Raw genomic sequence first — 25730 nt, 5'->3', positions numbered from 1 at the left:
TTCTTCTATCACCTGCCAGGCCTGAGACATCTGCAAGACAGTGAATATAACGCGTTTTTTCTTACAGCTGACAGCTTATAGCTTACAGCTCGATAAAAAGGGGGCCGAAGCCCCCTTTTTTCGGTGTTTACTTCTGCTGGTCTTTCAGCGCCTTGATGCGGCTGGCCAGAGAGTAAAGACGGATAAAGCCTTCGGCGTGGCTCTGGTCGTACACCTCGTCTTCGCCAAAAGTGGCGAACTCTTCCGAGTACAGGCTGTTGGGCGACTGTTTCTTGATGGCAGTCACCTGGCCCTTGTACATCTTCAGTACCACTTCACCGGTCACGTCTTCGGCAATGGCGGTGGCAGAAGCCAGCAGACCCTTGCACAGCTGAGTGAACCAGCGACCGTCGTACACCAGATGGGAGAACTCGGCACCCACCTTTTCGCGCCAGGCGCGGGTCGGCTTGTCCAGCACCAGCTCTTCAATGGCGCGCAGGGCAGCCATCATGACGGTGCCACCGGGAGTTTCATAGCAACCACGGGACTTCATGCCCACCAGACGGTTTTCTACTATGTCTACCCGGCCCACGCCGTGCTTGGCGGCACGCTCGTTCAGATGCGTCAGCACTTCATAAGGAGACATGGCCTGGCCGTCTACTGCCACTATGTGGCCTTTTTCAACGGTCAGAGAAACCAGCTCGGCCTTGTCGGGCGCCTGCTCCGGCGACACAGTCCAGGTCCAGGCCTGTTCGGACGGCTCATTCCAGGTGCTTTCCAGCTCGCCACCTTCGGTGGAGATGTGCCAGGCGTTGGCATCACGAGAATAGATCTTGGTGGCACTGGCGGTGGTCTTGATGTTGCGCTCGGCCAGGTAGTCGAGCAGATCTTCACGGCTGCGCATATCCCAGATCCGCCACGGGGCGATCACCGCCAGCTGCGGGGCCAGCGCGGCCACGGCGCCTTCAAAACGCACCTGGTCGTTGCCCTTGCCGGTACAACCGTGAGAGATGGCATCGGCACCTTCGGCCAGGGCCACTTCCACCATGGCCTTGGCGATCACCGGACGGGCCATGGACGTACCCAGCAGATAGGTACCTTCATAAATGGCACCGGTGGTCAGGGTGGGATAGACATAGTCGCGTACGAATTCGTCTTTCAGATCCGCCACAATGCACTTTGACGCACCGGAAGCGATGGCTTTTTCTTCCACGCCTTCCAGATCTTCCGCGCCCTGGCCCACATCGGCCACAAAGGCTACCACTTCACAGCCTTCGTAGTTTTCCTTCAGCCACGGAATGATGGCAGAGGTATCCAGGCCGCCGGAATAGGCCAGTACGATCTTTTTGAATTGGCTCATTAACAATTATCCCTTCATCAATGTCAGCAGCACGGCGTTCTGAGCGTGCATGCGGTTTTCAGCTTGGTCGAGGATCAGGGAGGCAGGACCGTCCATGACCTCGGAAGTAATTTCCCACTCCCTGTGGGCGGGCTGGCAGTGCAGCACCTTGGTGGCTCCGGTTTTGTCGAGCAGGGCCTGATTGATCTGGTAAGGCATGTAAATCTCCTTCACCTGCTCCAGCGGGGTATTATCACCCATGGAAACCCAGGTGTCTGTATAGATCACATCCACACCTTCAATATCATCCAGGCTGTCGGTCACGCGAATGGTGGCACCACTGACGGCCGCCAGGGCCTCGGCTTCCTTCAGAATTTGTGCATCCACATTGTGACCACGCGGGCTGACTGCAGTGACGGTAGCACCCAGAATGGCACCACACAGCAGCAGCGAATGGGTCACGTTGTTACCGTCACCCACATAGGCCAGGTGGACCTTGCTCAAGTCATCAAAATGCTCGGAGATGGTCAGAAAATCTGCCAGTGCCTGGCACGGATGATACAGATTGCACAGGGAGTTGATCACCGGCACAGTGGCGTGCTCGGTCATTTCCACCAGGGTCTGGTGATCATAGACCCGGGCCACAATGGCATCGCACCAGCGCGACAGATTGGCGGCAAAATCCTGTACGGTTTCCCGGGTGCCCATGGCACCATTCTGGCTGTCCAGATAGACGGGATGGCCACCCAGTTTGTTCACGCCAATATCAAAAGTCACCCGGGTGCGCAGCGAGGGCTTTTCAAACAGGGTGACCACACTTTTGCCCTTGAGGGCATCGGCATAGTTGGCCGGATTGGCCTTAACGTCTTTGGCCAGCGTGAGGATCTGCTCGATTTGCTCTTTGCTGTAGTCTTTCAGGCTCAGTAAATGCTGCATGAGTCGTCCTTAATGAGAAATACGGGTACCGTAGCCGGACTCACCGGCCAGCAGCGACAACAGCTGCTCCGGATGACGCCAGCTGCCCACGGCCACCGGCTTGCCCAGGGTTTTGGTGGCCTTGAGCGCCGCCTTTACCTTTACGGCCATGCCATCTTTAATTACGTTTTGTTCCATCAGCTGCTGAGCGTCGGCCTCGCTCAGGTGAGCGATCAGCTGGCCTTCACCGTCCAGAATGCCGCTCACATCCGACAGCATTACCAGATCCGCATCAAGAATTTCGGCAATGGCGGTGGCAGCCTGATCGGCGTTCACGTTCATCAGCTTGCCGTCAAAGGTGATGCCGATAGAGCTGACAATGGGCAGAAAGCTGCCTGCCAGCAATGAGCTCACCAGGGCAGCATCGCCGCCTTCAATCTGGCCTACCGCCCCCAGCTCAGGATCCAGCTGGCTGACCCGGCACAGACCACCGTCACCCAGGCACAGGCCCACGGAAGGAATCTCATGAGCAATGGCCTGAGCCAGCAGCAGCTTGTTGGCAGTGCCGGCCAGGGCACCGGCGATTACCGGAATCTGCTCGAACGGCGTGACCCGCAGGCCGTTTTTCTTGGTGGAGGTCAGACCCATGGCCTTGAGCTGGTTATCTACCAGCACACCGCCACCGTGCACCAGCAGCAACGGACGGCCCGAATCATCAATAAAGGCCTTGAGCGTGGAGAACAGCGCGTTCAGTGCCTGTTCGCTTTCCAGCAGAGTGCCACCCAGCTTCACCACCAGCGGTTGTTGTTCAGACATGCGTTGTTACTCCTTGACCAGCCCCGCCACCGGCGAGAATCCCTGATGGATATTAATGCACTGAATGGCCTGACTGGCGGCCCCCTTCAGCAGGTTGTCGATGGCAGAAACCACGATCAGCTGGTCACCGTCCCGGCCCCAGTGTAAATCGCAGAACGGCGTGCCGGCCACATCGTTAATCTGGGGCCACTGGCCTGCCAGCCGCACAATTTTCTGACCGTTGTAGGCCTGATGATAAGCAGCGGCAATCTGCTCATCGGTCACGCCCTCTTTCAGCTGCACATAAATGGTGGCCAGAATGCCACGAATAAAGTTACCCAGATGCGGCTGAAACACCACCTGATTGCCCAGGTGATGGCTGATCTCGGGCTGATGGCGGTGCGTAAACACGCCGTAGGGCTTGTAGCTCACTTCACAGAAGCTGTTGGCCATGCTTGCCTTGCGGCCGGCACCACTCACGCCGGACACGGCGCTGATAATGGGGCGTTTACCCTCGGCAATCAGGCCGGCCTGCTGCAGCGGCTTGAGCGCGCTCAGTGACGCAGTAGGGTAACAACCGGGCACGGCAATCAGGCTGGCTGCTTTGATAGCGTCCTGGTTCCATTCTGCCAGGCCGTAGGCAGCATCATTCAGCCAGTCGGCATGCTGGTGAGCAAAGCCGTAGAATTTGTCATAAAAGCCTTCACCGGGTACGCGAAAAGCACCGGACAGATCAAATACCGGCAGGCCCTTGGCCAGAAAACCCGGTGCCAGATCGTGGCTTACTTCATGGGCGGTAGCCAGCAGCACCAGATCGGCCTGAGTGTGAATACGGCTGAGGGCTTCGTCATCCAGCGGCAGCAGCGGCGCATCAATCACGCCACGCCAGCGGGGGTGCAGGCTGGCAAACGGCTTGTGGGCATCCTGGCTGCCCTCGGACACATAGAGTCCGGCCAGTTCCAGATGGGGATGGCCGTGGATCAGTCCGGCCAGCTCGGCACCGGTGTAACCACTGGCACCTATGATTGCAGCTTTCAACATGGTCTCGTCCGTAATCTCGTTCAGCTTGGTATCAATAAGCAGGCATCAGCCTGGCGTGTTTGCGGGGGCTGTGTCACCCTGAGGTAAATGCCGCCGGTTCACTAAAATGACAGAGTGGCAGACTAGCAACAAAGACATATTTATGCAATCGTATTGAATTTAAATTTGACTGATTTCAACGGAGGATCCATGTCATCCCTTAACTTTATGGACATGTACCGCAACATTATTGCACTGCCTTCCATCAGCAGCACCGAAAGCAGCTGGGACCAGAGCAACGAGCAGGTCATTCGTCTGCTGGCCGACTGGTTCAGCCAGCTGGGCTTTGACGTGGAAGTGACCGAACTGCCCGATCTGCCCGGCAAATTCAATCTGCTGGCCACCAAAGGCGAAGGCGATGGCGGCCTGCTGCTGGCCGGGCACACCGATACCGTGCCCTTTGATCCGGGCCGCTGGAACAAGGATCCGTTCAAACTCACCGAAGAAGGCGACCGTATCTATGGTCTGGGCACCATCGACATGAAAGGCTTCTTTGCCTTTATTGTGGAAGCGCTGAAGGATCTGGATCTGAGCAAGCTCAACAAACCCATTCGCATTCTGGCCACTGCCGATGAAGAAACCACCATGGCCGGTGCCCGCGCCATTGCCAGCGCCATGGCGATCAAGCCCGACTATGCGGTCATCGGCGAGCCCACCGGCCTGGTGCCGGTGATGATGCACAAAGGTCACATGTCGGAAGCCATTCGGGTTACCGGCAAGAGCGGCCACAGCTCGGATCCCGCCAATGGTGTGAACGCGCTGGAAATTATGCAGCAGGTCATGGGCCGGCTGATTGATCTGCAGCGCCAGCTGAAAGAAAACTATGCCAACCCTCACTTCAAGGTGCCTCAGCCCACCCTCAATCTGGGCCACATTAATGGTGGCGACAGCCCTAACCGCATCTGCGCCTGTTGCGAGCTGCACTTTGATATGCGCCCCATTCCCGGTGTGGGCCCGGATGAGCTGCTGGGTCTGCTGCATCACGCCCTGGCCCCGCTCAAAGAGCAATACCCTGATGCGCTGGAGCTGACTCATCTGCATGAACCCATTCCGCCCTACGGCACCGATCCCGACGCCGAGCTGGTGCGGGCCGCCGCCGATATTACCGGTAACGCCGCCGAGGCGGTGAACTACTGCACCGAAGCCCCCTTTATCAATCAGCTGGGTTGTCAGACCATAGTGCTGGGTCCAGGACATATTGCTCAGGCGCACCAGCCAGATGAATATCTGGATCTCTCCTTCGTTAAACCCACGGTAGAGGTACTGCAGCGACTGGTGAACCGCTTTTGTTTAAGTAATTAAATTACAAAGTGTGAAGTCAAACAGGTCGAAGGATTGACCAGATTAAGGAAAGCTGGCTGAATTAAACGAGGAAACGTGACTATTTTGTAATAAATCAACAAAAGAGGCGAATATGGATAATCATGCGGCACTCAGGGCCAATGTGGGTCTGCTGGGGCAGTTGCTGGGCGATGCCATTCGGGATCATCACGGACAGGCCTTCCTCGACAAAATAGAAACCATTCGCCAGCTGGCCAAGTCGGCGCGTCAGGGCAACGATAACGATCAGCAGCGGCTGCTGACGACCCTCAAGCAACTGAGTGATGACGAGCTGCTGCCCGTGGCCCGCGCCTTCAGCCAGTTTCTTAACCTGGCCAACGTGGCCGAGCAATTTCACACCATTTCCCGGGGTTACCGGAAAGATGCCGGCCCCAACCCCCTGGACGAGGTATTTGCCCGCCTGAAAGGTGCCAATGTCAGCCAGGCGGATATTCGCGATGCCGTGGCCAATCTGGATATTGATCTGGTGCTGACAGCTCATCCCACGGAAGTGACCCGCCGCACTTTTATTCACAAACATGTACAGCTCAATGACTGTCTGGCCGCCATGGAGCTGGATCTGCCGGAAGATGAAAAAACCGAGCTGCTGGCCCGTATCGACCAGCTGATCACTCAGGCCTGGCACAGTAATGAAATCCGCTCGCAGCGGCCAACACCGGTAGATGAAGCCAAGTGGGGCTTTGCGGTGATTGAAAACAGCCTCTGGCCTGCCCTGCCCCGCTTTTTGCGCCAGCTGGATCAGCGCATGGAGCGCGAGCTGGGTGAACGTCTGCCACTGAATGCGGCACCGGTACGATTCACCTCCTGGATGGGTGGCGACCGGGACGGCAACCCCTTTGTCACCGCCAGGGTAACTGAAGAAGTGCTGCTGCTGGGGCGCTGGATGGCCAGCTCGCTGTTCCTCAATGACATTCAGGAGCTGGTTTCCGAGCTGTCAATGTCGGATGCCAGCACCGAGCTGCGCGCCGCCAGCGGCGACAGCAACGAGCCCTACCGGGCGGTGCTGCGCCAGCTGCGGGAAGACTTGCGCGAGACCCTGCTGCACCTCAACGCCCGGGTGCAGGGCCAGAATACCGATGCCAGGGATCTGATCACCGACACCGAGCAGCTGCGCCAGCCGCTGGAGCTGTGCTACCGCTCGCTGCAGCAATGCGGCCTGGGCAAAATTGCAGACGGTCTGCTGCTGGATGTGATCCGCAAGGTCGCCTGTTTTGGCATTCATCTGCTCAAACTCGATATTCGCCAGGACGGTGAGCGCCACGCTCAGGCGCTGGCGGAACTTACCCGCTACCTGGGCCTGGGTGACTATGGCGAATGGAGCGAAGCCGACAAGCAGGCATTTTTGCTCAATGAACTCAACTCCCGCCGGCCCCTGCTGCCCCGGCAATGGCAGCCTTCAGCCGACACGCAGGAAACCCTGGACACCTGCCGGGTGATTTCCCGCCATCCGCAGGATGCCTTTGGTATTTACATCATCTCCATGGCCGGTGAGCCATCGGATGTGCTGGCGGTACAACTGCTGCTGAAAGAGTGCGGTGTGAACTTTGCCATGCCCATAGCGCCGCTGTTTGAAACCCTGGATGACCTGAATCAGGGTGCCGCCGTGATTGAGCGGCTGTATCAGCAGCCCTGGTATCGCGGCTATATGCAGGGCCGTCAGTACGTCATGATTGGCTATTCCGACTCCGCCAAAGATGCCGGCATGCTGGCCGCCGGCTGGGCCCAGTACAGCGCCATGGAAAAACTGGTGGCCATCAGCGAACGGGAAAAGGTCACCCTCACTTTGTTCCACGGTCGCGGCGGTAGCCTGGGCCGGGGCGGCGGTCCGGCCCGTCAGGCCATTCTGGCTCAGCCGCCGGGCTCTACCATTGGCGGTTTGCGGGTCACCGAGCAGGGCGAAATGATCCGCTTTAAATTCGGTCTGCCGCAAGTGGCCATCGACAGCCTGGCACTCTATGCCAGCGCCGTGCTGGAAGCCAACCTGCTGCCGCCGCCGGAGCCAAAGCCCGAGTGGCGCGAGCTGATGAACACCATGGCGGAAGTATCCTGCGCCCATTATCGTTCGCTTATTCGCGGTGAGCCCGACTTTGTGCCCTACTTTCGTGCCGCCACTCCCGAGCTGGAGCTGGGCAAGCTGCCACTGGGCTCTCGTCCGGCCAAACGCAAGCCCAACGGCGGTGTAGAAAGCCTGCGCGCCATTCCCTGGATTTTTGCCTGGACCCAGAACCGGCTGATGTTGCCTGCCTGGCTGGGGGCCCACAAGGGGCTGGAAAAGGTCATGGCAGACGGCCACGAAGCCACCCTGCATGCCATGAATCAGGGATGGCCCTTTTTCCGCGCCCGCCTCGACATGCTGGAAATGGTGTTCCTCAAGGCCGATCTCGGCCTGGCCGCCTACTACGACAGCGTGCTGGTGCCCGACGAGCTGAAAGCCCTGGGCAAAACACTGCGGGACGAGCTGCGCGCCAGCACCGAGCTGGTGCTGAAGCTGAAAGAAAAATCCGAGCTGCTGGCCAGCGAACCCTGGATTCAGGAATCGATCAAGCTGCGCAACCCCTACACGGATCCGCTCAACGTGCTGCAGGCCGAGCTGCTCAAGCGCTCCCGGGAGCAGGGTGACATTCACCCCGTGCTGGATCAGGCGCTGATGGTGACCATAGCGGGTATTGCCGCAGGTATGCGTAACACCGGTTAAACCCAGCCGTAAGCTTTAAGCTGTCAGCTATAATAAGTAGCTCGGCGGTGATTGCAGGCACGCAATTGTGCCTGCAATTTTTGCAGGCCCCGTTTCAACGGGGCAACGATGTAGCATGTGAACGCATTTGCCCGAATAAATTCGGGCCTACAGCCCCCAGCCCTATTTTTTTCCGGCTTATAGCTTACCGCTGTTTTTATCTGCATAATTTTCCTTTCTTTTAAAGCCACCGGACTGACCCCATGACCCCCGCCATTGTGTTTCTGGAAAAACAAAAGGCCGCCTTTACCCTGTACCAGTATGACTGCACGGCGCAGGATGACTTTGGCGCGCACGCCGCTGAACAGCTGGGGGTGCCGCTGGCGCGCGTGTTCAAAACCCTGCTGACGGAAGGAGAACAGGGTGCCGTGGTGGCGCTGGTGCCCTCGTCGGGCAAGGTGAACCTGAAGCGACTGGCCAAGGCGGCCGGTGTGAAAAAGCTGGAGATGATGCCACCGCAAAAGGCCGAACGGCTGACCGGTTTTAAAGTGGGAGGCATCAGCCCCTTTGCCCAGAAAAAGCGCCTGGTCACTGTGCTTGATGCCTCGGCACAAGAGCACGATACCGTGCTGGTATCCGGCGGTAAGCGGGGGCTGTCGGTGGGTATTTCCGCCGCAGAAATTGCACGTTTACTTAACGCTGCCTGCGCGCAAATCGCGGAATAGTCACCCAATTATTCATTGTTTTTCTGCATGAGCTACCGTTAAAATCCCCTGTCAATACAAATAATTCGCAACCTCATAAGGATAAACAGATGCAATTACGCAAGCTTGCCCTTGCTGCCGCCATTGGCGGCCTGCTGAGCGCCTGTGCCCAGACCAGCACACCCGCCGTTACCCAGGATCAGGTTGTCGAGCATTACGCCGATATCGCTCATGCCGTTTACAGCGACGCCTTAATCGCCGCGCAGGATCTGGACAAGGCCATTGCCGAGCTGCTGGCCAACCCCAGTGAACAAAGCCTGAATGCCGCCCGCACCGCCTGGCTGGCTGCCCGGGTGCCCTATCAGCAGTCGGAAGTATTCCGCTTCGGCAACCCCATTGTGGACGACTGGGAAGGCCAGCTGAACGCCTGGCCGCTGGATGAAGGCCTGATCGACTATGTCGCCCCCGGCTATCAGCACGAACTGGGCAACCCGGGTGCCACCGCCAACATTATTGCCAACACCCAGCTGCAGGTGGGCGGTGAGCTGCTGAACGTATCCGAGATCACCCCCGAGCTGCTGGCCAGCCTGAACGAACTGGCCGGCTCCGAAGCCAACGTGGCCTCCGGCTATCACGCCATTGAATTTTTGCTGTGGGGTCAGGATCTGAACGGGACCAGCGCCGGCGCCGGTGAACGCCCCTGGACCGACTATGCTCTGGGCGCAGACTGCACCCACGGCAACTGTGACCGCCGCCGCGACTACCTGCAGGCCGCAAGCACCCTGCTTATTCAGGATCTGCAATACATGGCCGGCCAGTGGCAGCCAGACCAGGATAACTACCGCGCCGAGCTGACCGCCCTGCCGGCGGAAGAAGGCCTGCGCCGCATGCTGTTCGGCATGGGCTCCCTGTCTTTGGGTGAGCTGGCCGGTGAACGCATGAAGGTGGCGCTGGTGGCCAACTCGGTGGAAGACGAGCACGACTGCTTCTCCGACAACACTCACCACTCTCACTACTACAACGAGAAAGGCATCAGCAACCTGATGTTCGGGGAATATCAGCGCATTGACGGCAGCACACTGCAGGGCCCGTCTCTGCTGCAGCTGGTGGCCCAGCAGGATGGCAAGACTGCCACCCAAATCGGCGATCAGTTCCGCACCAGTGAGCAGGCGGTATATCAGCTGGTACAATCCGCCGAGGTAAACAAGGTGCACTTTGATCAGCTGATCGCCTCCGACAATCCGCAAGGTAACCAGCTGGTGGAAAACGCCATCAGCGCGCTGGTGGAGCAGACCCGTGCCATTGAACTGGCCGCCAACACCCTTGGCATCAACAACCTGAACCCGGATACCGCCGATCACGAATTCTGAGTGCAGTAACAACAATAACAACAGGGCCGGCAATGCACGGCCCTTTTACTCTGGAGTCTTTATGTTATTTCGACTCACCGCATTACTGCTTGGCACCCTCTGCAGCCTGAGCATTCAGGCCAACCCTGCCAAACCCGGCGGCGACACCAGCACCACCAAAACCGGTGCCAACGCCTTTTCCATGCCCGCCTCCAACCTGAGCTTTGACAAACGCCTCGACTTTTCCGTGGGCAACAGTTTCTTTCGCAATCCCTGGGTTGCCGCCCCGGCCACCACAGATGCCCGCGACGGCCTGGGCCCCTTGTTCAACACCAACGCCTGCCAGAGCTGCCACGTTAAAGACGGCCGCGGCCACCCGCCCACCTTTGACGGTGACAATGCGGTGAGCATGCTGGTGCGGCTGTCTGTTCCCGCCAATGACAGCGAGCAGCACATAGCCTATCTGCAAACCCTTGGGGTGGTGCCCCATCCGGTCTATGGCGGCCAGCTGCAGGACATGGCCATTCCCGGTGCCGTTCCCGAGGGCAAGGTAGCCATTCGCTACACGCCCGAAACCGTGCGCTTTAACGATGGCAGCACCCTGGCGCTGCGCCGCCCGCACCTGACCATAAAAAACCCGGGCTACGGCGCGCCCGGTAATGAGCTGCTCACCTCGGTCCGTATTGCGCCGCCCATGATTGGCCTGGGCCTGCTGGAAGCCATTCCCGAAGCCAGTCTGCTGGCCCGGGAAGATATTAACGATGCAAACAACGACGGCATTCGCGGCCACGCCAACCGAGTGTGGAGCAACAGGCTCGAACAAACCGTGGTGGGCCGCTTTGGCTGGAAGGCCGGTCAGCCCAGCCTGCGCCAGCAAAATGCCAGCGCCTTTGCCGGTGATATGGGCTTAACCTCCAACCTGGTGCCGGGGGATGACTGCACCGCCGCGCAAAACTGCGGGCAATACCCCGACGGCGGCAAGCCCGAAGTCAGTGACGATATTCTCGATTCCGTCACCTTCTACAGCCAGCATCTGGCCGTGCCCGCCCGGCGCAATCTGAACGATCCAAAGGTACAGGCCGGCGAGCAACTGTTTCTGGCGCTGGGCTGTGCCGGCTGCCACACGCCGTCTTACACCACCGGTGAGCATGAAAGCCCGGCGCTGAGCGGCCAGACCATTTATCCCTACACGGATCTGCTGCTGCACGACATGGGGGAAGATCTGGCCGATAACCGCCCCGAGTTTGCTGCCAGTGGCCGGGAGTGGCGCACACCGCCGCTGTGGGGCCTTGGCTATGCCGATGAAGTGGCTGGTGAGCCCGCCCGCTATCTGCACGACGGCCGCGCCCGCACTCCGCTGGAAGCCGTGATCTGGCACGGCGGCGAGGCCGAGGCGGCCCGTAACCGGGTGCTGGCCGCCAGCGCCCAAGAACGTGAACAACTTATCGCCTTTCTGGAGTCATTATGATGCTGCGCCTGTTACCCCTTGCCGCCCTGAGCTTGCTGGCCGCCTGCCAGAGCCAGCCACCGGCCAATCCGGCCCTGTCGCAACTCACCGGAGCCCACCTTAAGCTGATGCGCCAGCAGGCCGACGAGCTGGCTTATGGCCTGACCCGGCTGCAGCAAAGCAGCCAGGCCTATTGCGCCGGTGAGCAGACGCTGAGTGCCGTACAGCAACAATGGCAGCAGGCCTTTGCCGCCTGGACCGCCCATCAGGGCCAGAGCGGCGGCCCGCTGGATGCCGCCGGCCTGAGTTACGCCTTTCAGCTGTGGCCCGATAAAAAAGACACCACGGGCCGCCAGCTGGCCAGCCAGCTGAACCAGCCCGGCCAGCTCAAGGGGGCCAGCATTACTCTTGGGGCGGTGGAATACCTGCTCTATGAAGATCTCACTCAGGCACAGCGCTGCCGCCTGCTGCCCAGAGTGAACGACCAGCTGGTAGCAAACAGCGAACGGCTGCAGCTGGCCTGGAACAATCCGTCTCATTACCAGCAGCAACTGGAGCAGATGACGGTTCAGGGCGGCGACAAGGTGGTGCTGGTCCAAATACTCGGCCAGCTCGCCCATCGTTTTGATCGCATCGAGAAAAAGCTGGATCTGCCTCTGAACACGGTTGAGCACCCCCGCCCGCTGTTTGCCGAAGCCTGGCGCAGCGAGCAGTCGCTGCACTTTATGCGCACCAGCCTGCAAAGCCTGCAGCGGGAATATCAGCAGGGTGGCATTCGCACTTACCTTGAGCAAAGCCGGCAAACCGCGCTGATCGCCGAGCTGGACGACGCCTTTGCCGATACTCTGGCTCACCTGCCCGAAGGCGACAGCCTGGCCCACTGGCTGCAAGGCGATAACTACGCCGCCCTGCTGCGCTTTAAGCTCTCCTTTGATCGCCTGGGCAGCAAGCTCAAACTGCGCCTGCCCGAGGCACTGGGGATCAGCCTTGGCTTTAATGCCACGGACGGTGACTGATGCAGCGCCGGCAATTTTTAAAGGGGCTGTCTGCCGCCGGCGTACTGTGCAGTCTGGGACTGGCGGGCTGTGCCCTGCCCGCTGGTCCGCGCCGCTATCTGGTGGGCGGCGGCCGCCGGGACGGCAACCGTTATGTGGTACAGGCGCTGAACCTGGATGGCAGCCTGCGCTATGAGCTGCCACTGCCGGCCCGGGGCCATGGCATGGCGGCGCATCCGTTTCTGCCGCTGGCGGTGTGCCATGCCCGCCGCCCCGGGGCTTACCTGGCGCTGTTCAACCATGAACAGGGCACACTGCTGCAGCTGCGCGATGCCGATCCCGAGCGCCACTATTACGGCCACGGCGTGTTCAGCGCCGACGGCCGGCTGCTGTACACCACCGAAGGCATGCGCAGCACCAGTGAGGGCATTATCGGTGTTTATGAGCTTGAGGAAGAACGGCTGACCAAGGTGGATGAGTTCTCGGGCTTTGGTCTGGGCCCCCATGAAATTTGCCGGCTGCCCGACGGCAACCTGGTGGTGGGCGTGGGCGGCGTGCACACGCAGGGCCGGGAACCATTAAACCTGGACACCATGCATCCCAGCCTGTGTTATCTGAAGGCTGCCAATGGCGATATTCTGGAGCAACGCAGTCTGGTGGATAAACACCTGTCCATTCGCCATCTGGCGGTCACTCACGACGGCGAAGTCTTTACCGGCCAGCAATATCGCGGCAACCCCGACGATTATCCGCCGCTGATAGTGCGCCACCGCCGGGGCCAGGCACTGCAGCCGCTGGGTGGCGAGCCCCTGGACTGGGCCCGCTTCAATCACTACATCGCCAGTATTGCGGTGACCAATGACCATATTGCCGCCACTTCCCCTCCGGGCAACTGCTATGGCCTGTGGCACAGACACAGCGGTGAGCTGATTCGCATTGCGCCCCTGCCCGATGCTTCGGGTGCCTCGGCCAGTAACGGCGACATCTGGCTGGGCAGTGGCATGGGCGGCATCAGCCAACTCAATGCGCAGGGTGAAGAAACCCGCTTCTACTCTCCCTGGCAATGGGATAACCACTGGTCACTGATTGGCTAGCCGCGCAGGGAAATTTCTCCGCCCAGATAGCGTTTGATGTCACCGTTTTCCAGCTCCAGCAGCAGAGCGCCCTGTTCATCTATACCCCGGGCGGTGCCGTGCACCTGCAGCTCGCCCATCAGCACCCGCACCGGCTTGCCGTTAAAATAATCCAGCCGGTTCCAGCGCTCGCGAAAGCCGGCAATGCCTTCCTGCTCAAAGTGCACCAGCGCCTGCTGCCAGGCCGTGGCCAGCGCAACCACCAGGCCGTTGCGATCGGTAATGTTACCCAGCTCCGCCAGCTCGGCCCAGGGCTGGGTAATTTTATCCTGCTCACTCTGGGGCAGCACCATATTCAGCCCCATGCCAATAACCAGATGACAGGGACCACCGGCGGTGCCGGACATTTCCACCAATATGCCCGCCAGCTTGCGGCCATTAAGATACAGATCGTTGGGCCACTTCAGTGCCACACCGCCAAAGCCGGCGCGTTCAAGCGCTTCCACCACCGCAATGCCCACCACCAGACTGAGCCCCATGGCAGCCGCCATGCCCTGCTCCAGCCGCCAGTACATGCTCATGACCAGCTGACCACCAAAGGGCGAGATCCAGCTGCGGCCACGGCGGCCACGGCCCGAGGTCTGACATTCTGCCAAACAGAGATCGCCCTTGTTCAGCTGCTCTGTCTGCTCCAGCCAATATTGGTTGGTGGAGCCGATGACCGGCACCACCTCTACCCGTGCCGGTGCCAGCTCCCGGCTGAGCCGGCCCGCGTCCAGCAGTTGCAGCGGCACTGCCAGCCGGTAGCCCTTGCCGCTCACGCTGTAAATATCCAGCCCCAGGCTTTTAAGTGCCTGCACATGCTTGCTGACCGCCGCCCGGCTGATGCTCAGGGCGTCGCCCAGCTGTTCGCCGGAATGAAACTGGCCATCAGCCAGGTGGCGCAACAGCGCCTCACGTAGTGGCGTCAGTTCAGCCATGACAGCGCCTCGTCCAGATGGGTTTCACCATGAGGGCCAATCATGCGCACTTCAGGCTCCAGCTGCACACCAAACTGCTGAGCCACTCTGTCTCGCACCAAAGCGGCAAGCCGCAAAATATCCTCACTGCTGGCCCCGCCACGGTTCACCAGCACCAGCGCCTGCTGCTCATGTACAGCCGCGCCACCCACCGCAGTGCCCTTCAGCCCCGCCTTGTCGATAAGCCAGCCGGCAGCCAGCTTGACCAGCCCGTTTTCGGCCGGATACACCGGCAGCTCGGGCCAGGCCAGCTTCAGCGCCTCGGCCTGGGCCGGAATAACCTTGGGGTTTTTAAAAAAGCTGCCGGCATTGCCAAGCTCGGCGGGGTTGGGCAGCTTGGCCCGGCGGGTGGCACATACTTGCTCAAAAATTTGCTGTGCCGTGGCCTGCTCACCCAGCTGCACCAACGGACCATAACCCAGCACCGGCTGCCAGACCTTGGGCAGCAACAGCGTTACCGAGACAATCAGCTGCCCTTTGGCAGCATGCTTGAACACGCTGTCGCGATAACCAAAAGCGCAGTCTTGTGCAGACCAGAGGTGCGTCTCGCCGCTGTGCCAGTGGTAACTTTCTACTTGCTCACAAAAGCGGGACAGCTCAACGCCATAGGCACCAATATTCTGAATGGGGGCCGCCCCCACAGTACCGGGGATCAGCGCCAGGTTTTCCAGCCCGGGCATATGGTGCTCCAGGCAGTAGCACACCAGCTGGTGCCAGTTTTCCCCGCCCTGCACCGTCAGCCGCCAGGCATCACCGGCATCGCTGACGTGAATGCCCTTGAGCCGGTTTACCACCACCTGCCCCTCAAAAGGCGCGGTAAACAGCAGGTTGGAGCCCTCGCCCACCATCAGCCGCGGACCGGCATGCTCGGCCAGCTCCGCCAGCTGATCTCTGTGGTGCAGCGTCACTATGTTATTGGCGCTCTGAGCCAGGCCAAAGGTATTAAAGGGCAAAAGGGAATGGGCGTTGCTCGGCATGGTGTAAAATCCTGAAAAAATGCCGCTGCAGTGTACCCCAAGACGCCGCAAGGGTTAACCAAAGTGCAGCGCTGTGCGCCATCCGTGGTCGGCTTTACCTGGTTCTGGCTTTTTTGCGTGGCCGGAATTTGCGCGGGGCCTTGCCCAGCCCTTTAAGGCCGTCAAAGCGGATTTGCTCCACTTGCTGAATGAGAGTGCCAAGGCCTTGCAGCATGGGCTGCATAAACTGGCCATAGTTCATGCGCTTTTCAGAAATGGCTTCCAGCTGCGCTTCCCAGTGGGCGGTCATATCGGGCAACACCATGGCTTGCGGCAACGACTGAATAAGCCGGCGGCCTACGTCGGTGGCATGGATTTCTTTGCCTTTTTTGGTCAGAAAGTCACGCTTGAACAGCAGCTCGATAATGCCGGCCCGGGTGGCCTCTGTGCCCAGGCCGTCTGTGTCTCTGAGCACTTTTTTAATCTCGGTATCGGTCACATATCTGGCAATGCCGGTCATGGCGGCGAGCAGGGTGGCATCGGTAAAGTGCCGGGGCGGTGAGGTTTGTTTTTCATCCAGCCGGCCATCCACACACAAAACCCCTTCTCCCTTGACTACATCGGGCAATTTTATCGCAGAAAATTCGTCATCGTCGTTGCTGGATTTACGCTCGGGCAACAACGCTTTCCAGCCTTTATCCACCACTTCTTTTTGCCTGCTGATAAAGGTGCCGCCGCCAACTTCAGTATCAATCTGCTTTTCCTGATACTGAAAATGCGGGTAAAACTGCATCAGATATTGCCGGGCTACCAGTTCATAGATATTTTGCTCATCAGATGACAAGCGACTGCCATCCACTCCCCGGCTGGTGGGAATAATGGCATGGTGCGCACCTACCTTGCTGTCGTTCCATGCCTTTGACTTAACAGAAAGATCGGCATTATCTACTGCTGCCCCAAGGGCGGCGCAGGTGCTGGCAATGGCCGCCGTTACTGTCCGTTTGTCGTGGTAGTGGCCCTGGGGCAAATAGCGGCAGTCGGAACGGGGGTAGGTAATGAGCTTGTGCCTTTCATACAGCTGCTGGCAGATATCCAGGGTTTTCTGTGCGTTCAGGTTAAACCGTCTGGAGGCGTCTATCTGCAGCGCAGACAGGTTATAAGGCAAAGGCGGTGCCTGTTTTTTACGCTCTTCGGTCACGGCCATCACTGTGCCTGGCTGGCCCACCACTTTTGTCAGCACGGTTTCGGCCAGCTTTTTTAACAATACCCGGCCGTCTTCGTCCATATAGGGCGCACAGGCCGGGCTGGGCTTCCACTTTGCAGTGTAAGTCTGATCCTTTTCTGTTTTGAGATCGATAAACACTTCATAGAAGGGCCTGGAAACAAAGTTTTCTATTTCCAGATCCCGGTTTACCACCAGCCCCAGCACCGGTGTTTGCACCCGCCCCACCGAGAGCACCCCCTGATAGCCCGATGCCTGCCCCTGCAGAGTGCACAGACGGGTCATGTTAATGCCATAAAGCCAGTCGGCCCGGGCTCTGGCCAGGGCCGAGGTAGCCAGAGGAATAAAGTCGGTATTTTGCCGCAGGTTATTCAGCGCGCGCTTAATGGCATCGGGGTTCATGTCGCTGATCAGACAACGCTGAGCGGCTTCGCGCTTGGCTTTCGGCACTCCGCAGTAATTGATGATTTCATCAACCAGAATTTGCCCCACCCGATCCGGATCGCCCATATTTACCAGCACGTCCGCGTCTTTTATCAGCTTTTTTACTACAGTAAACTGCTTTTTGGTGGCGGGCTTTACCACATGCTTCCATTCCTGGGGCACAATGGGCAGGTGCTCACGCCGCCATTTTTTAAACTCAGGATCGTATGCTTCCGGCTCGGCCTGCTCCAGCAGGTGGCCAATGCACCAGGTCACCACATCACCGTTGGCGGTTTTAATGTAACCGTCGCCTTTCTGGTGCGGCTTGGGCAGCACATCGGCCACGGCCCGGCCCACGCTTGGCTTTTCAGCAATATAAAGAATCACCCGCTTTCTCCCGGATCAGCACGCTGCCAGCAACTCAGTATTCCTCGCTCAGCAAAAAGTCGTCCATGGCTTCTACCAGATAGGGCCAGTCGGCCTCGGGCACCGGCGTTACCGGGTCTTCGTCGTCTTCGCCATATTCGTCCCAGTAGTGGGCACGCAGGGCCAGGGCAAAGTCGGAATAGTCTTCGGCCAGCGCAGCGAGCGGCCCGAACCAGACAATGCGGGTCAGGCCGGTGGTGAGATCGTTGAGGTATTCGGTAAGCACCTGAGGATCAGGAAACTGCATCATCAGCAGTTCAAAGCGCTCCCGGGCGGCAAGGTGCTGATCCGGATCCAGCTCGCCCAGCTCGGCCACATGGTGCAGATAATCGGTAAGAATAAATTCTCTGGCCTGGTTCTCGCCGGCCAGCCACTGGCAGCGGGTTTCTTTGCGGCTGATAACGGACAAGGCAATGCCTTCATCGAGGTAGCATACAGCCCACAGTTGATCGTCCATCGGTTACTCCATGGCGGCAATATAGTCATTGCCGCCAGTGTAACGGAAAACCGCGCACGCAGCACCGGCTCAGCGAAACAGCCGGGTCAGCCGTTCCCGCCGCAGCGACAGCAGAAACAGTCCCACCAGCAAGTAGATAAAGGGCTCTATCCAGCCGGACTTGACCGACCACCAGAAGTGGATGCACACCACTATCACCGCCGGATAAATCCAGTTGTGCAGAATTTGCCAACGCTTGCCCAGCCGGCGCTGCCAGCCTTGAGTGGAGGTAATGGCCTGCAGCAGCAACACCAGCCAGGCGGCCATGCCCAGCGTAATAAAGCCGCGCTTGATAATTTCTTCTCCAATCAGGCCCCAGGCCAGCTGCAGGTCCAGCAGCATCCAGGCCAGCAGGTGCAGGCTGGCATAGGCAAAGGCCCACAGCCCCACCGCCCGGCGCAGCCGCACCAGAGCCCCAAGGCGAAAACGCCTGGCCAGGGGCGCAATGCACAGGGTTAACAGCAGCAGGCGCAACGCCCAGATACCCAGATAATGCAGCAGCTCGGGCACCGGATCGGCACTGAAATAACCCGCGGAAAAGCCCCAGGGCAGCCACAGCAGCGGCAACACCGCCAGCCCATGCACCAGCACCCGCAACCGGCGCAGGAGAGTGGCATCCAGTCGCATCAGTAGAACTTCCTCAAATCCATGCCGGCATACAGTGAGGCCACTTCTTCTTCATAGCCGTTAAACATTAACGTGGGTTTGCGCTCGCTGCCAAACAGGCCGCCGGCACCAATGGCGCGCTCACTGGCCTGGCTCCAGCGCGGATGATCCACGTTGGGGTTTACGTTGGCATAAAAGCCATATTCGTAAGAAGCCAGCTTGTTCCAGGTGCTGGGTGGCTCGTGCTCGGTGAGGCTGATGCGCACAATTGACTTGATACCTTTAAAGCCATATTTCCAGGGTACTACCAGCCGCACCGGTGCACCGTTCTGATTAGGCAGGGTTTTGCCATACATACCCACCACCAGCATGCTGAGCGGGTGCATGGCTTCATCCATACGCAGCCCTTCTACATAGGGGTAATCAATGCCGCCGCCCACATAGCGGGAGGCCTGGCCGCGCATCTGCTCGGGGTCGTACAGGGTTTCAAAGGCCACGTATTTGGCTTTGGAAGTAGGGTTGGCCGCCTTGATAATGCTGGCCAGAGGCACCCCCAGCCAGGGAATGACCATGGACCAGGCTTCTACACAGCGGTGGCGATAAATGCGCTCTTCCAGCTGTTGTTTTTCCATCCAGGCCCACACATCTATGGTCTGGGGCTTTTCTACTTCGCCGTCAATTTCAATGGTCCAGGGCTCGGTTTTGAGCCCTTGAGCGAACCGCACCGGATCCGATTTGTCGGTACCGAATTCAAAAAAATTGTTATAGCTGGTGGCCACCTGTTCGGCGGTGGGCGTCAGCGCCGGCTGGTAAGCATCAGGCTGGCTGAACACCAGTGGCTTGCGGCCAAAATCACTGACGGCGGCCGGCTCGTCTTTGCCCAGCAGGTTGCTGAGCACATTGGCACCGGCGGGCAGACTGAGCGCGGCTGCACCCAGCCCCAGCCCCTGTACAATGCGACGGCGCTGCTTATAGATGGCTTCCGGGGTAACCTGATGCTCTTTCAGCTCAGACTTTTTGCGAACCCTGATTAACATGAATACTCCTGCAGACGAAACTTGTATACAAAGAGCATGATACGCGGAAAAAACTTTCGTCAGCTGCTCTTGCGCTTAAAGGTACCGGCTTCTATGCCATGGCGGCTGAGCAGTTTGTAAAAATCGGTACGGTTGCGCCCGGCCAGCCCCGCCGCCTGGGTGACGTTGCCATCGGTCATGCGCAGTATCTTGTTAAGGTACATTCGCTCAAACTCGGCCCGGGCTTCATTAAAGGTAGGAAACTGCTCATCACTGGCAGACAGAATGCTTTCTACCAGCTGGGCACTGATCACCGGTGCCGACGCCATGGCCACCGCCTGCTCGACCAGATTGCGCAGCTCGCGCACATTGCCCGGCCAGTGGGCCGCCGCCAGTAACGACAGCGCCTCGGGGGCAAAGCCGGTCACCTGAGTGGTCTGGCGCTGGCGAATTTGCTCCAGAAAATGCCGGGCCAGCAGCGGAATATCTTCCGGACGCTCTTTCAGCGCCGGCAGTGCCAGATTCACCACGTTCAGCCGGTAGAACAGATCCTCCCGAAAGCGCTCCTGCTCCATGGCATCCACCATGTCACGGCTGGTGGCCGAGAGCACCCGCACATCAGTGGTAATGCTGCGCTCACTGCCCCTGGGGCGCACTTCCTGCTGCTCCATGGCGCGCAGCAGCCGCGCCTGCAGCCGGACCGGCAGTTCATCCACTTCTTCCAGCAGCAAGGTGCCGCCATGAGCATTAATTAATGCCCCCGAGTAGTCGGCATCGGCCCCGTCAAAGGCACCGCGCACATGGCCGAACAGCTCCGACTCCAGCAAAGGCTCGGTCAGGGAGCCACAGTTCAGCACCATAAAGGGGTGATCCCGCCGCGGGCTGGCCTTGTGCAGCGTGCGCGCCATCAGCTCCTTCCCGGCCCCTGCCGGACCTGTGATCAGCACGCTGATATCCAGCGGAGCAATGCGCCGGGCCTGCTCCAGCACGCCGGTCATGGCCGGGCTGCGGGTCAGCATGTCGTGCTGCCAGTCGTCTTCAAAAGCCGGCAAAGACACCGCCAGCGCCTCGTTAATAGTCTGACGCAGGGCTTCTTTATCAATCGGCTTGGTGAGAAAGCCAAACACACCGGAACGAGTAGCCGACACGGCATCGGTAATGGAGCCATGGGCAGTCATAATCACCACCGGCAGCCCCACATGCTTGTGCTGAATGCGATCAAACAGTGCCAGGCCGTCCATGCCGTCCATACGCAAATCACTGAGCACCAGCTCGGGCCTGTGTTGCTCCAGCCATTCCAGCGCTTCGGCACCAGAGGTGGCCGTCGCAACTTCAAAGCCTTCACTGCGCAGCCTTAATCCCAGCAATTTCAGCAAGCTGGCGTCATCATCCACCAGCAGAATGCGGGCCTTGCGGGTCATTGTTCACCTCCCTGATAACGCCGTTCACTGATTTGCTCATCAATGGTGGCCAGCTCATTCAGTTTTTGGGTGAGTACATTAATCTGCTGCTGGCGGTCGGTGATCACCCGGTTAAAGGTAATCATCTCTCGATTGTAGCTCTGATGAATGGCAAAAAACTGCTGCAGACGAGTGTTAACGCCGGGCAGCGCCCTGGCAAACAGCTGCTGCGCCTGCTGACGCTGAGCCAGGTTGGCCTTGGGGTGACTGAGCCAGAGTGCCAGCACCAGTTCATCCTGGGCGGGTGACTGCTGCAGCTGCTTGATTTCATTCAGGCGCTCGGCTTCAGCACTTTGCACTATGTTATGCGACAACTCCAGCCAGTACATCAAATCATCATGGCTGCTGCCTTCCAGCATCTTGGGCATCTGTTCCTCTCCAAAGGAGAAAAGTCCGGTGCTGCTGCAGCCGGTAAGGAACAGTGCCAGCACGCCGGAGACCAGAAATTTAGTCATGGTTTGGTTCCTTGCTCTCATGTAAGGGCAGACCCAGTTCAAATCGAACCCACCCGGTTTTGGTAGAATCCAGTGTCAGCCGGCCACCCATACTGATGGCCGACTCACGGGCAATACTGAGCCCGATGCCAGAGCCCTTCAGCACGCCTTTGCGCTCCTGACTACCCTGCACAAAAGGCTCAAAAATACGCTCTCTGTCCGCCTCGGGAATGGACTGACCGGTGTTGGCCACACTGAGCACATACTCCTGCTCACAGGCTCGGGTATAAATGTGAATATTGCCGTTTTTATCGCCGTAGTTAACCGCATTGGAAATCAGATTTTCCAGCACCAGCCGCAGCCGGTGATTATCGGCCAGAGGCTGCTCATCATCCAGCTCCAGCTGTACTGTCATGCCCTTGTTTTCGATGGCAAGGCGATGCGCATCCAGGCTTTCATCCAGCAGCGGTTTCAGTTCCACCGGCTGATGATAGACCTGCACCTGCTGAATGCGGTTATAGTCCAGCAGCTGCTCAATCAGGCCCTGCAGCCGGTAGCTGTTATCTACCAGCAGCTCACAAATTTCCTCCTGCTCAGCAGTCAGCGGGCCGGTCACTTTTTCCGCCAGCAAGTCGGCCCCTTCCCTGAGACTGGCCAGGGGGGTTTTCAGCTCATGGGATAAATGCCGTAAAAACTGCAATTTCTGGGCTTCCAGCTCTCTCAGCCGGTAATGCAGCCAGCGCAGCCGCTCGCCCAGCTCCACCAGCTCGGCGGGGCCACTGATGGGACGCTCATCGGGTGCCATGCCGTCTCCCAGCCCCAGAATACGTTTTTCAAGCTGACGTACCGGGCGAATAATCAGATAGGTAAACAGCAGCGCCAGCACCAGACTGGCACCACCCAGACCACCGCTCAGCAGCCACATGCGCCGGCGCACTTCCGCCACCTGCTCGCGAATGCGGCTGATACGCACATCAATCTGCTCCCGGGCCAGCCGGTCCAGCTCTACATTGGCCTGACTGAACAGATCAAAAATGCCTACCCGTTCACGAATGTCGGCACCGCTGGCCTGAGCCAGGTCCACCAGCTCTATCAGCTGGTCCCGCAGTGACGCATCCAGCTCACCGGCATCCACCACCTTCAGCAGTGCTTCCATCTCAATACGATAACGCTCCAGCAGCCGCAGATAATGCAGCCGCAGATCCGGCACTTCCAGCACCGCATAGCGCCGAATGGCCCTTTCCATATCCAGCGCCAGATCATTCATGTCCGAGGCGCGGCGCGTGTCGATAACCGCACTCTGTATGCCCTCTTCCGCCAGCCGGTTAACCTGTTCCAGGGTGCGGCTGTTCTGAATGACCAGCAAAATAAGCGGCAGCAATACCAGGATAAAAGCGATAAGAACCAAGCGCAGTAATGAACGGGGTGCAAATCCCCTGGCCGCTTTTGACATTCGCTTCTTGCTCCTTAATGCTGGTGATAAGCAGGCCAGAATAACAAAATCAGCGCTAAAGGCTGAGCAGATAATGATAAACGGCCGCACTGAGGCGGCCGTTTGATTCTTGTATTGTCAAGATATCTTCAGAGCAGGCTGTGCTTATCCAGCAACCGATAAAGAGTGGCTCGTGAAACTTTAAGCTTTTCAGTCATTTTACTGATTTTACCGTTTGTCTCATTAAGAGCTTTGGCCAATGCTTCACGTTCAGCGGTTTCACGCACCACCCTGAGGCATACTCTGTCATCTTTCTTGCCTGAACCCGGGCAACCCAGCTCCAGATCTTGAGGTTGAATATAACGCCCTGTCGTCATTACACTGGCACGCTGAACCCTGTTAAGAAGCTCCCTCACATTACCGGGCCAGTCATGCTGAAGCATTGCAATTTCAGCCTGCTCAGAGAATGCAAGCACAGGGCAGGAAGACATACTCTCGAGCTGCTGGTCAAGAAAATGCCTTGCTAACAGCAAGATATCATCTCCACGCTCACGAAGTGGCGGCACACGTAAACGAATGACATTGAGCCTGAAGTAGAGATCGTCTCTAAATTTATCTTTTTTAACTGCCAGCTCAAGATCAACATGTGTTGCTGCAATAATGCGGACATCAAGCTGTATAGACTGATTTGATCCTACTCTTTCAATGGTTTTCTCCTGTAAAAAGCGTAACAGACTAACCTGTTCCTCCAGCGGCAGGTCACCGATTTCATCAAGTAACAAAGAGCCATTATTTGCTGCCTCCAGCTTTCCGATTTTACGCTGGCTCGCACCAGTAAATGCCCCTTTCTCATGACCAAACAGCTCAGAATGTATAAGCTGCGCGGGCAAGGCACCACAGTTGACCGGAATGAAAGGACCCCTTGAACAAGAAGATGACTCATGCAGTTGTCTAGCCACCAGCTCCTTGCCGGTACCACTTTCTCCAGTTATCAGAACTGGTAAACGACATTCCGATAAACGTTGAATCTGACTTCTCAGAAGCTGTAGGCAGGTACTGTTACCCAGTATCAGTTCTGTCGGTTTGTGTGGCGTTGCAGTGGTGCTTACTTGCTGCCGCTTGAAATCACAGAGCCTCGCCATGCCCATCGCATGGCCAATAATGAACTTAAGCCGCGTATAGTCTGGCGGTGATGTATGAAAATCATAAAAATAACTTTTAAGAAGCATCTTCACATCCTGTCTTCTGAGCAGAGCTTCTTTGATCACCGCAATCCAGAAAATCTCATTATGCGTACGTATAAAAGATTCTATTGAGTCTATGCTTGAGCTATCATTAATCTCAATGACACCAACCAGAGCATCTGCGACATCCTGCATCGAGCCTGAATAAAGGCTATGCCTGTCAATCACATCCCAACCCATCCTTTTGATTTCATTTATAAAATACTCATCCTTGTGATGAATAAACAGTCTTCCTGCATGCCGTATTTTGTTCTCCATTATTGCTCCCTGCTTGCTTTAGCCATCCGAGCTGATAACTAATCTTAGATTACTTTGTATCAAACATTGAATTTAAAACCTTACGTTATAAAAAATCAAGAAAGCATAACTGAATTACTTATTTTCTTGAAAATAAGAAGATGCCGTCATATCAAAGTCAATATAACTCATTGAAAAAAAAGACAAAAAATAAAGCGCTGACTCACAACTGAGACCAGAAAAGTAATGAGAAAAAAGTAAGTCTTTGATTTTTATCAAATTTACACATTGGCACACTTCTGGCTTATCTAGATGCAGGAGCTTCGGGCAACTTGGGCACTTAGAGAAGAGCTAAAAGTTAACAAAACTTAAACCCGGAGATTTTCTTGTTTTGTATTTGAGGCAAGACAATGAATGTGACATTGGAAAAGTCCGGCACCGTGAAATACGTGCTAAAAATTTTAAGGCATCGGTCCAGAACCTGTTTTTTGGTTAAACCTGCTCTATTTGTTGCACTGAGCTTGGCACAGCCTTGTTTGACTTTTGCAGACACCCATCTTAATTCCAGCATCCTGGAAAGCAACTCCCTAAATAGCATTAAGGGCTCGTTGGGTTTGAATATGGCTGCCGGAGACAACAATATTCAAGTGAACTTGAAGTCAATTTCCGCTGATGATCACGCCAGCTCATCAATTCGCTCCTACACTCATAACAGAACTTTGACTGAGAGTAGCTCCGGTGCTTTAGTAGAAATACACAAAAACTCACTAAACAACAGCCACGGCCTTATTTCTGTCAATCAAGTAGCAGGCGGAGGAAATTCCCAGCTAAATTCAATGGCGATAGCATTTGGAAAGAATGCCATTGTCAGCAATGAACTTCTGATTGGAATAAATACTCACTCAGAAAGTTCCACACCTGCTGAATCAGACAATTCCATTAAAAACGTGAGGTTAAGCCAAAATTCTCTGAAGGGCTCTTCCGGTGCCATTCAGTTAAACCAGATTGCCGGCAACGGCAATGTCGCAGTAAACAGAATATCGGCTCCTGTTAGATAATGCCGATACT

22 protein-coding genes are annotated in these 25730 nt (G+C 57.5%); 8 read left to right on the top strand and 14 right to left on the bottom strand.

Annotated elements, in window-relative coordinates; all coding sequences use genetic code 11:
* Positions 1 to 127: 127 nt before the first annotated feature.
* Genes R0I78_RS05530 through argC form a run of 4 tightly spaced genes read right to left on the bottom strand, consistent with a single transcriptional unit; the run spans position 128 to position 4069 of the window.
* Positions 128 to 1339 (bottom strand): argininosuccinate synthase, encoded by a 1212-nt coding sequence (locus R0I78_RS05530; protein WP_317074624.1) that lies wholly within the window; start codon positions 1337 to 1339, stop codon positions 128 to 130.
* A 6-nt stretch (positions 1340 to 1345) separates the two neighbouring features.
* Positions 1346 to 2254, bottom strand: coding sequence for an ornithine carbamoyltransferase (locus tag R0I78_RS05525; RefSeq protein WP_019935850.1), 909 nt, complete (start codon positions 2252 to 2254; stop codon positions 1346 to 1348).
* Between the two features lie 9 nt (positions 2255 to 2263).
* Positions 2264 to 3049: an acetylglutamate kinase gene (argB, locus tag R0I78_RS05520; protein ID WP_317074623.1), complete on the bottom strand. Its 786-nt coding sequence runs from the start codon at positions 3047 to 3049 to the stop codon at positions 2264 to 2266.
* Between the two features lie 6 nt (positions 3050 to 3055).
* Positions 3056 to 4069, bottom strand: a complete 1014-nt coding sequence (argC, locus tag R0I78_RS05515) for an N-acetyl-gamma-glutamyl-phosphate reductase (RefSeq protein ID WP_317074622.1) — start codon at positions 4067 to 4069, stop codon at positions 3056 to 3058.
* Positions 4070 to 4258: 189 nt separating this feature from the next.
* Here argC and argE point away from each other — a divergent pair, with 189 nt between their 5' ends.
* From argE to R0I78_RS05480, 7 genes are all read left to right on the top strand, one after another.
* The gene (gene argE / locus R0I78_RS05510; protein ID WP_019935847.1) at positions 4259 to 5410 is read left to right on the top strand and encodes an acetylornithine deacetylase; all 1152 of its coding nucleotides are present in this window, start codon (positions 4259 to 4261) and stop codon (positions 5408 to 5410) included.
* A 112-nt stretch (positions 5411 to 5522) separates the two neighbouring features.
* Positions 5523 to 8144 (top strand): phosphoenolpyruvate carboxylase, encoded by a 2622-nt coding sequence (gene ppc, locus R0I78_RS05505; RefSeq protein ID WP_317074621.1) that lies wholly within the window; start codon positions 5523 to 5525, stop codon positions 8142 to 8144.
* A gap of 242 nt (positions 8145 to 8386) precedes the next feature.
* Positions 8387 to 8848, top strand: coding sequence for a Cys-tRNA(Pro) deacylase (gene ybaK / locus R0I78_RS05500; protein WP_317074620.1), 462 nt, complete (start codon positions 8387 to 8389; stop codon positions 8846 to 8848).
* 89 nt (positions 8849 to 8937) lie between these two features.
* The gene (locus R0I78_RS05495) at positions 8938 to 10197 is read left to right on the top strand and encodes an imelysin family protein (RefSeq protein ID WP_317074619.1); all 1260 of its coding nucleotides are present in this window, start codon (positions 8938 to 8940) and stop codon (positions 10195 to 10197) included.
* A 61-nt stretch (positions 10198 to 10258) separates the two neighbouring features.
* Complete coding sequence (locus R0I78_RS05490; RefSeq protein WP_317074618.1) at positions 10259 to 11644, top strand: di-heme oxidoredictase family protein; 1386 nt, start codon at positions 10259 to 10261, stop codon at positions 11642 to 11644.
* Entirely contained in the window at positions 11641 to 12639 is a 999-nt protein-coding gene (locus R0I78_RS05485) for an imelysin family protein (RefSeq protein WP_317074617.1), read from the top strand. The genes R0I78_RS05490 and R0I78_RS05485 overlap by 4 nt, the downstream gene beginning before the upstream one ends.
* Positions 12639 to 13712: a DUF1513 domain-containing protein gene (locus R0I78_RS05480; RefSeq protein ID WP_317074616.1), complete on the top strand. Its 1074-nt coding sequence runs from the start codon at positions 12639 to 12641 to the stop codon at positions 13710 to 13712. The genes R0I78_RS05485 and R0I78_RS05480 overlap by 1 nt, the downstream gene beginning before the upstream one ends.
* On the opposite strand, the gene birA is transcribed toward R0I78_RS05480, so the two are convergent.
* From birA to R0I78_RS05430, 10 genes are all read right to left on the bottom strand, one after another.
* Positions 13709 to 14671 (bottom strand): bifunctional biotin--[acetyl-CoA-carboxylase] ligase/biotin operon repressor BirA, encoded by a 963-nt coding sequence (birA, locus tag R0I78_RS05475; protein ID WP_317074615.1) that lies wholly within the window; start codon positions 14669 to 14671, stop codon positions 13709 to 13711. The two genes, R0I78_RS05480 and birA, sit on opposite strands and share 4 nt — an antisense overlap.
* Complete coding sequence (murB, locus tag R0I78_RS05470; protein ID WP_317074614.1) at positions 14659 to 15687, bottom strand: UDP-N-acetylmuramate dehydrogenase; 1029 nt, start codon at positions 15685 to 15687, stop codon at positions 14659 to 14661. The genes birA and murB overlap by 13 nt, the downstream gene beginning before the upstream one ends.
* 94 nt (positions 15688 to 15781) lie before the next feature.
* The gene (locus R0I78_RS05465; RefSeq protein WP_317074613.1) at positions 15782 to 17698 is read right to left on the bottom strand and encodes a DNA topoisomerase III; all 1917 of its coding nucleotides are present in this window, start codon (positions 17696 to 17698) and stop codon (positions 15782 to 15784) included.
* 34 nt (positions 17699 to 17732) lie between these two features.
* Complete coding sequence (locus R0I78_RS05460) at positions 17733 to 18194, bottom strand: hypothetical protein (protein ID WP_317074612.1); 462 nt, start codon at positions 18192 to 18194, stop codon at positions 17733 to 17735.
* A 69-nt stretch (positions 18195 to 18263) separates the two neighbouring features.
* On the bottom strand, positions 18264 to 18860 hold the full coding sequence (locus R0I78_RS05455) for a protein-methionine-sulfoxide reductase heme-binding subunit MsrQ (RefSeq protein ID WP_317074611.1): 597 nt from the start codon (positions 18858 to 18860) through the stop codon (positions 18264 to 18266).
* Positions 18860 to 19876 carry a protein-methionine-sulfoxide reductase catalytic subunit MsrP gene (gene msrP, locus R0I78_RS05450; protein ID WP_317074610.1) on the bottom strand — a complete coding sequence of 339 codons (1017 nt, stop codon included), beginning with the start codon at positions 19874 to 19876 and terminating at the stop codon, positions 18860 to 18862. Before msrP ends, R0I78_RS05455 begins: the two co-directional genes overlap by 1 nt.
* A 59-nt stretch (positions 19877 to 19935) precedes the next feature.
* Positions 19936 to 21276 (bottom strand): sigma 54-interacting transcriptional regulator, encoded by a 1341-nt coding sequence (locus tag R0I78_RS05445; protein WP_317074609.1) that lies wholly within the window; start codon positions 21274 to 21276, stop codon positions 19936 to 19938.
* Positions 21273 to 21770, bottom strand: coding sequence for a hypothetical protein (locus tag R0I78_RS05440; RefSeq protein ID WP_317074608.1), 498 nt, complete (start codon positions 21768 to 21770; stop codon positions 21273 to 21275). Before R0I78_RS05440 ends, R0I78_RS05445 begins: the two co-directional genes overlap by 4 nt.
* Positions 21763 to 23202 carry a sensor histidine kinase gene (locus R0I78_RS05435; protein WP_317074607.1) on the bottom strand — a complete coding sequence of 480 codons (1440 nt, stop codon included), beginning with the start codon at positions 23200 to 23202 and terminating at the stop codon, positions 21763 to 21765. The genes R0I78_RS05440 and R0I78_RS05435 overlap by 8 nt, the downstream gene beginning before the upstream one ends.
* A gap of 128 nt (positions 23203 to 23330) precedes the next feature.
* Entirely contained in the window at positions 23331 to 24683 is a 1353-nt protein-coding gene (locus R0I78_RS05430) for a sigma-54 dependent transcriptional regulator (protein WP_317074606.1), read from the bottom strand.
* 389 nt (positions 24684 to 25072) lie between these two features.
* Between R0I78_RS05430 and R0I78_RS05425 the strand changes: the two genes are divergently transcribed.
* On the top strand, positions 25073 to 25720 hold the full coding sequence (locus R0I78_RS05425) for a hypothetical protein (protein ID WP_317074605.1): 648 nt from the start codon (positions 25073 to 25075) through the stop codon (positions 25718 to 25720).
* Positions 25721 to 25730 lie beyond the last annotated feature (10 nt).

This window comes from Oceanimonas sp. CAM02 (genome assembly GCF_032842915.1).
Classification (GTDB): Bacteria; Pseudomonadota; Gammaproteobacteria; order Enterobacterales; family Aeromonadaceae; genus Oceanimonas; species Oceanimonas smirnovii.
This window is presented reverse-complemented; position numbering and strand designations above follow the sequence as displayed.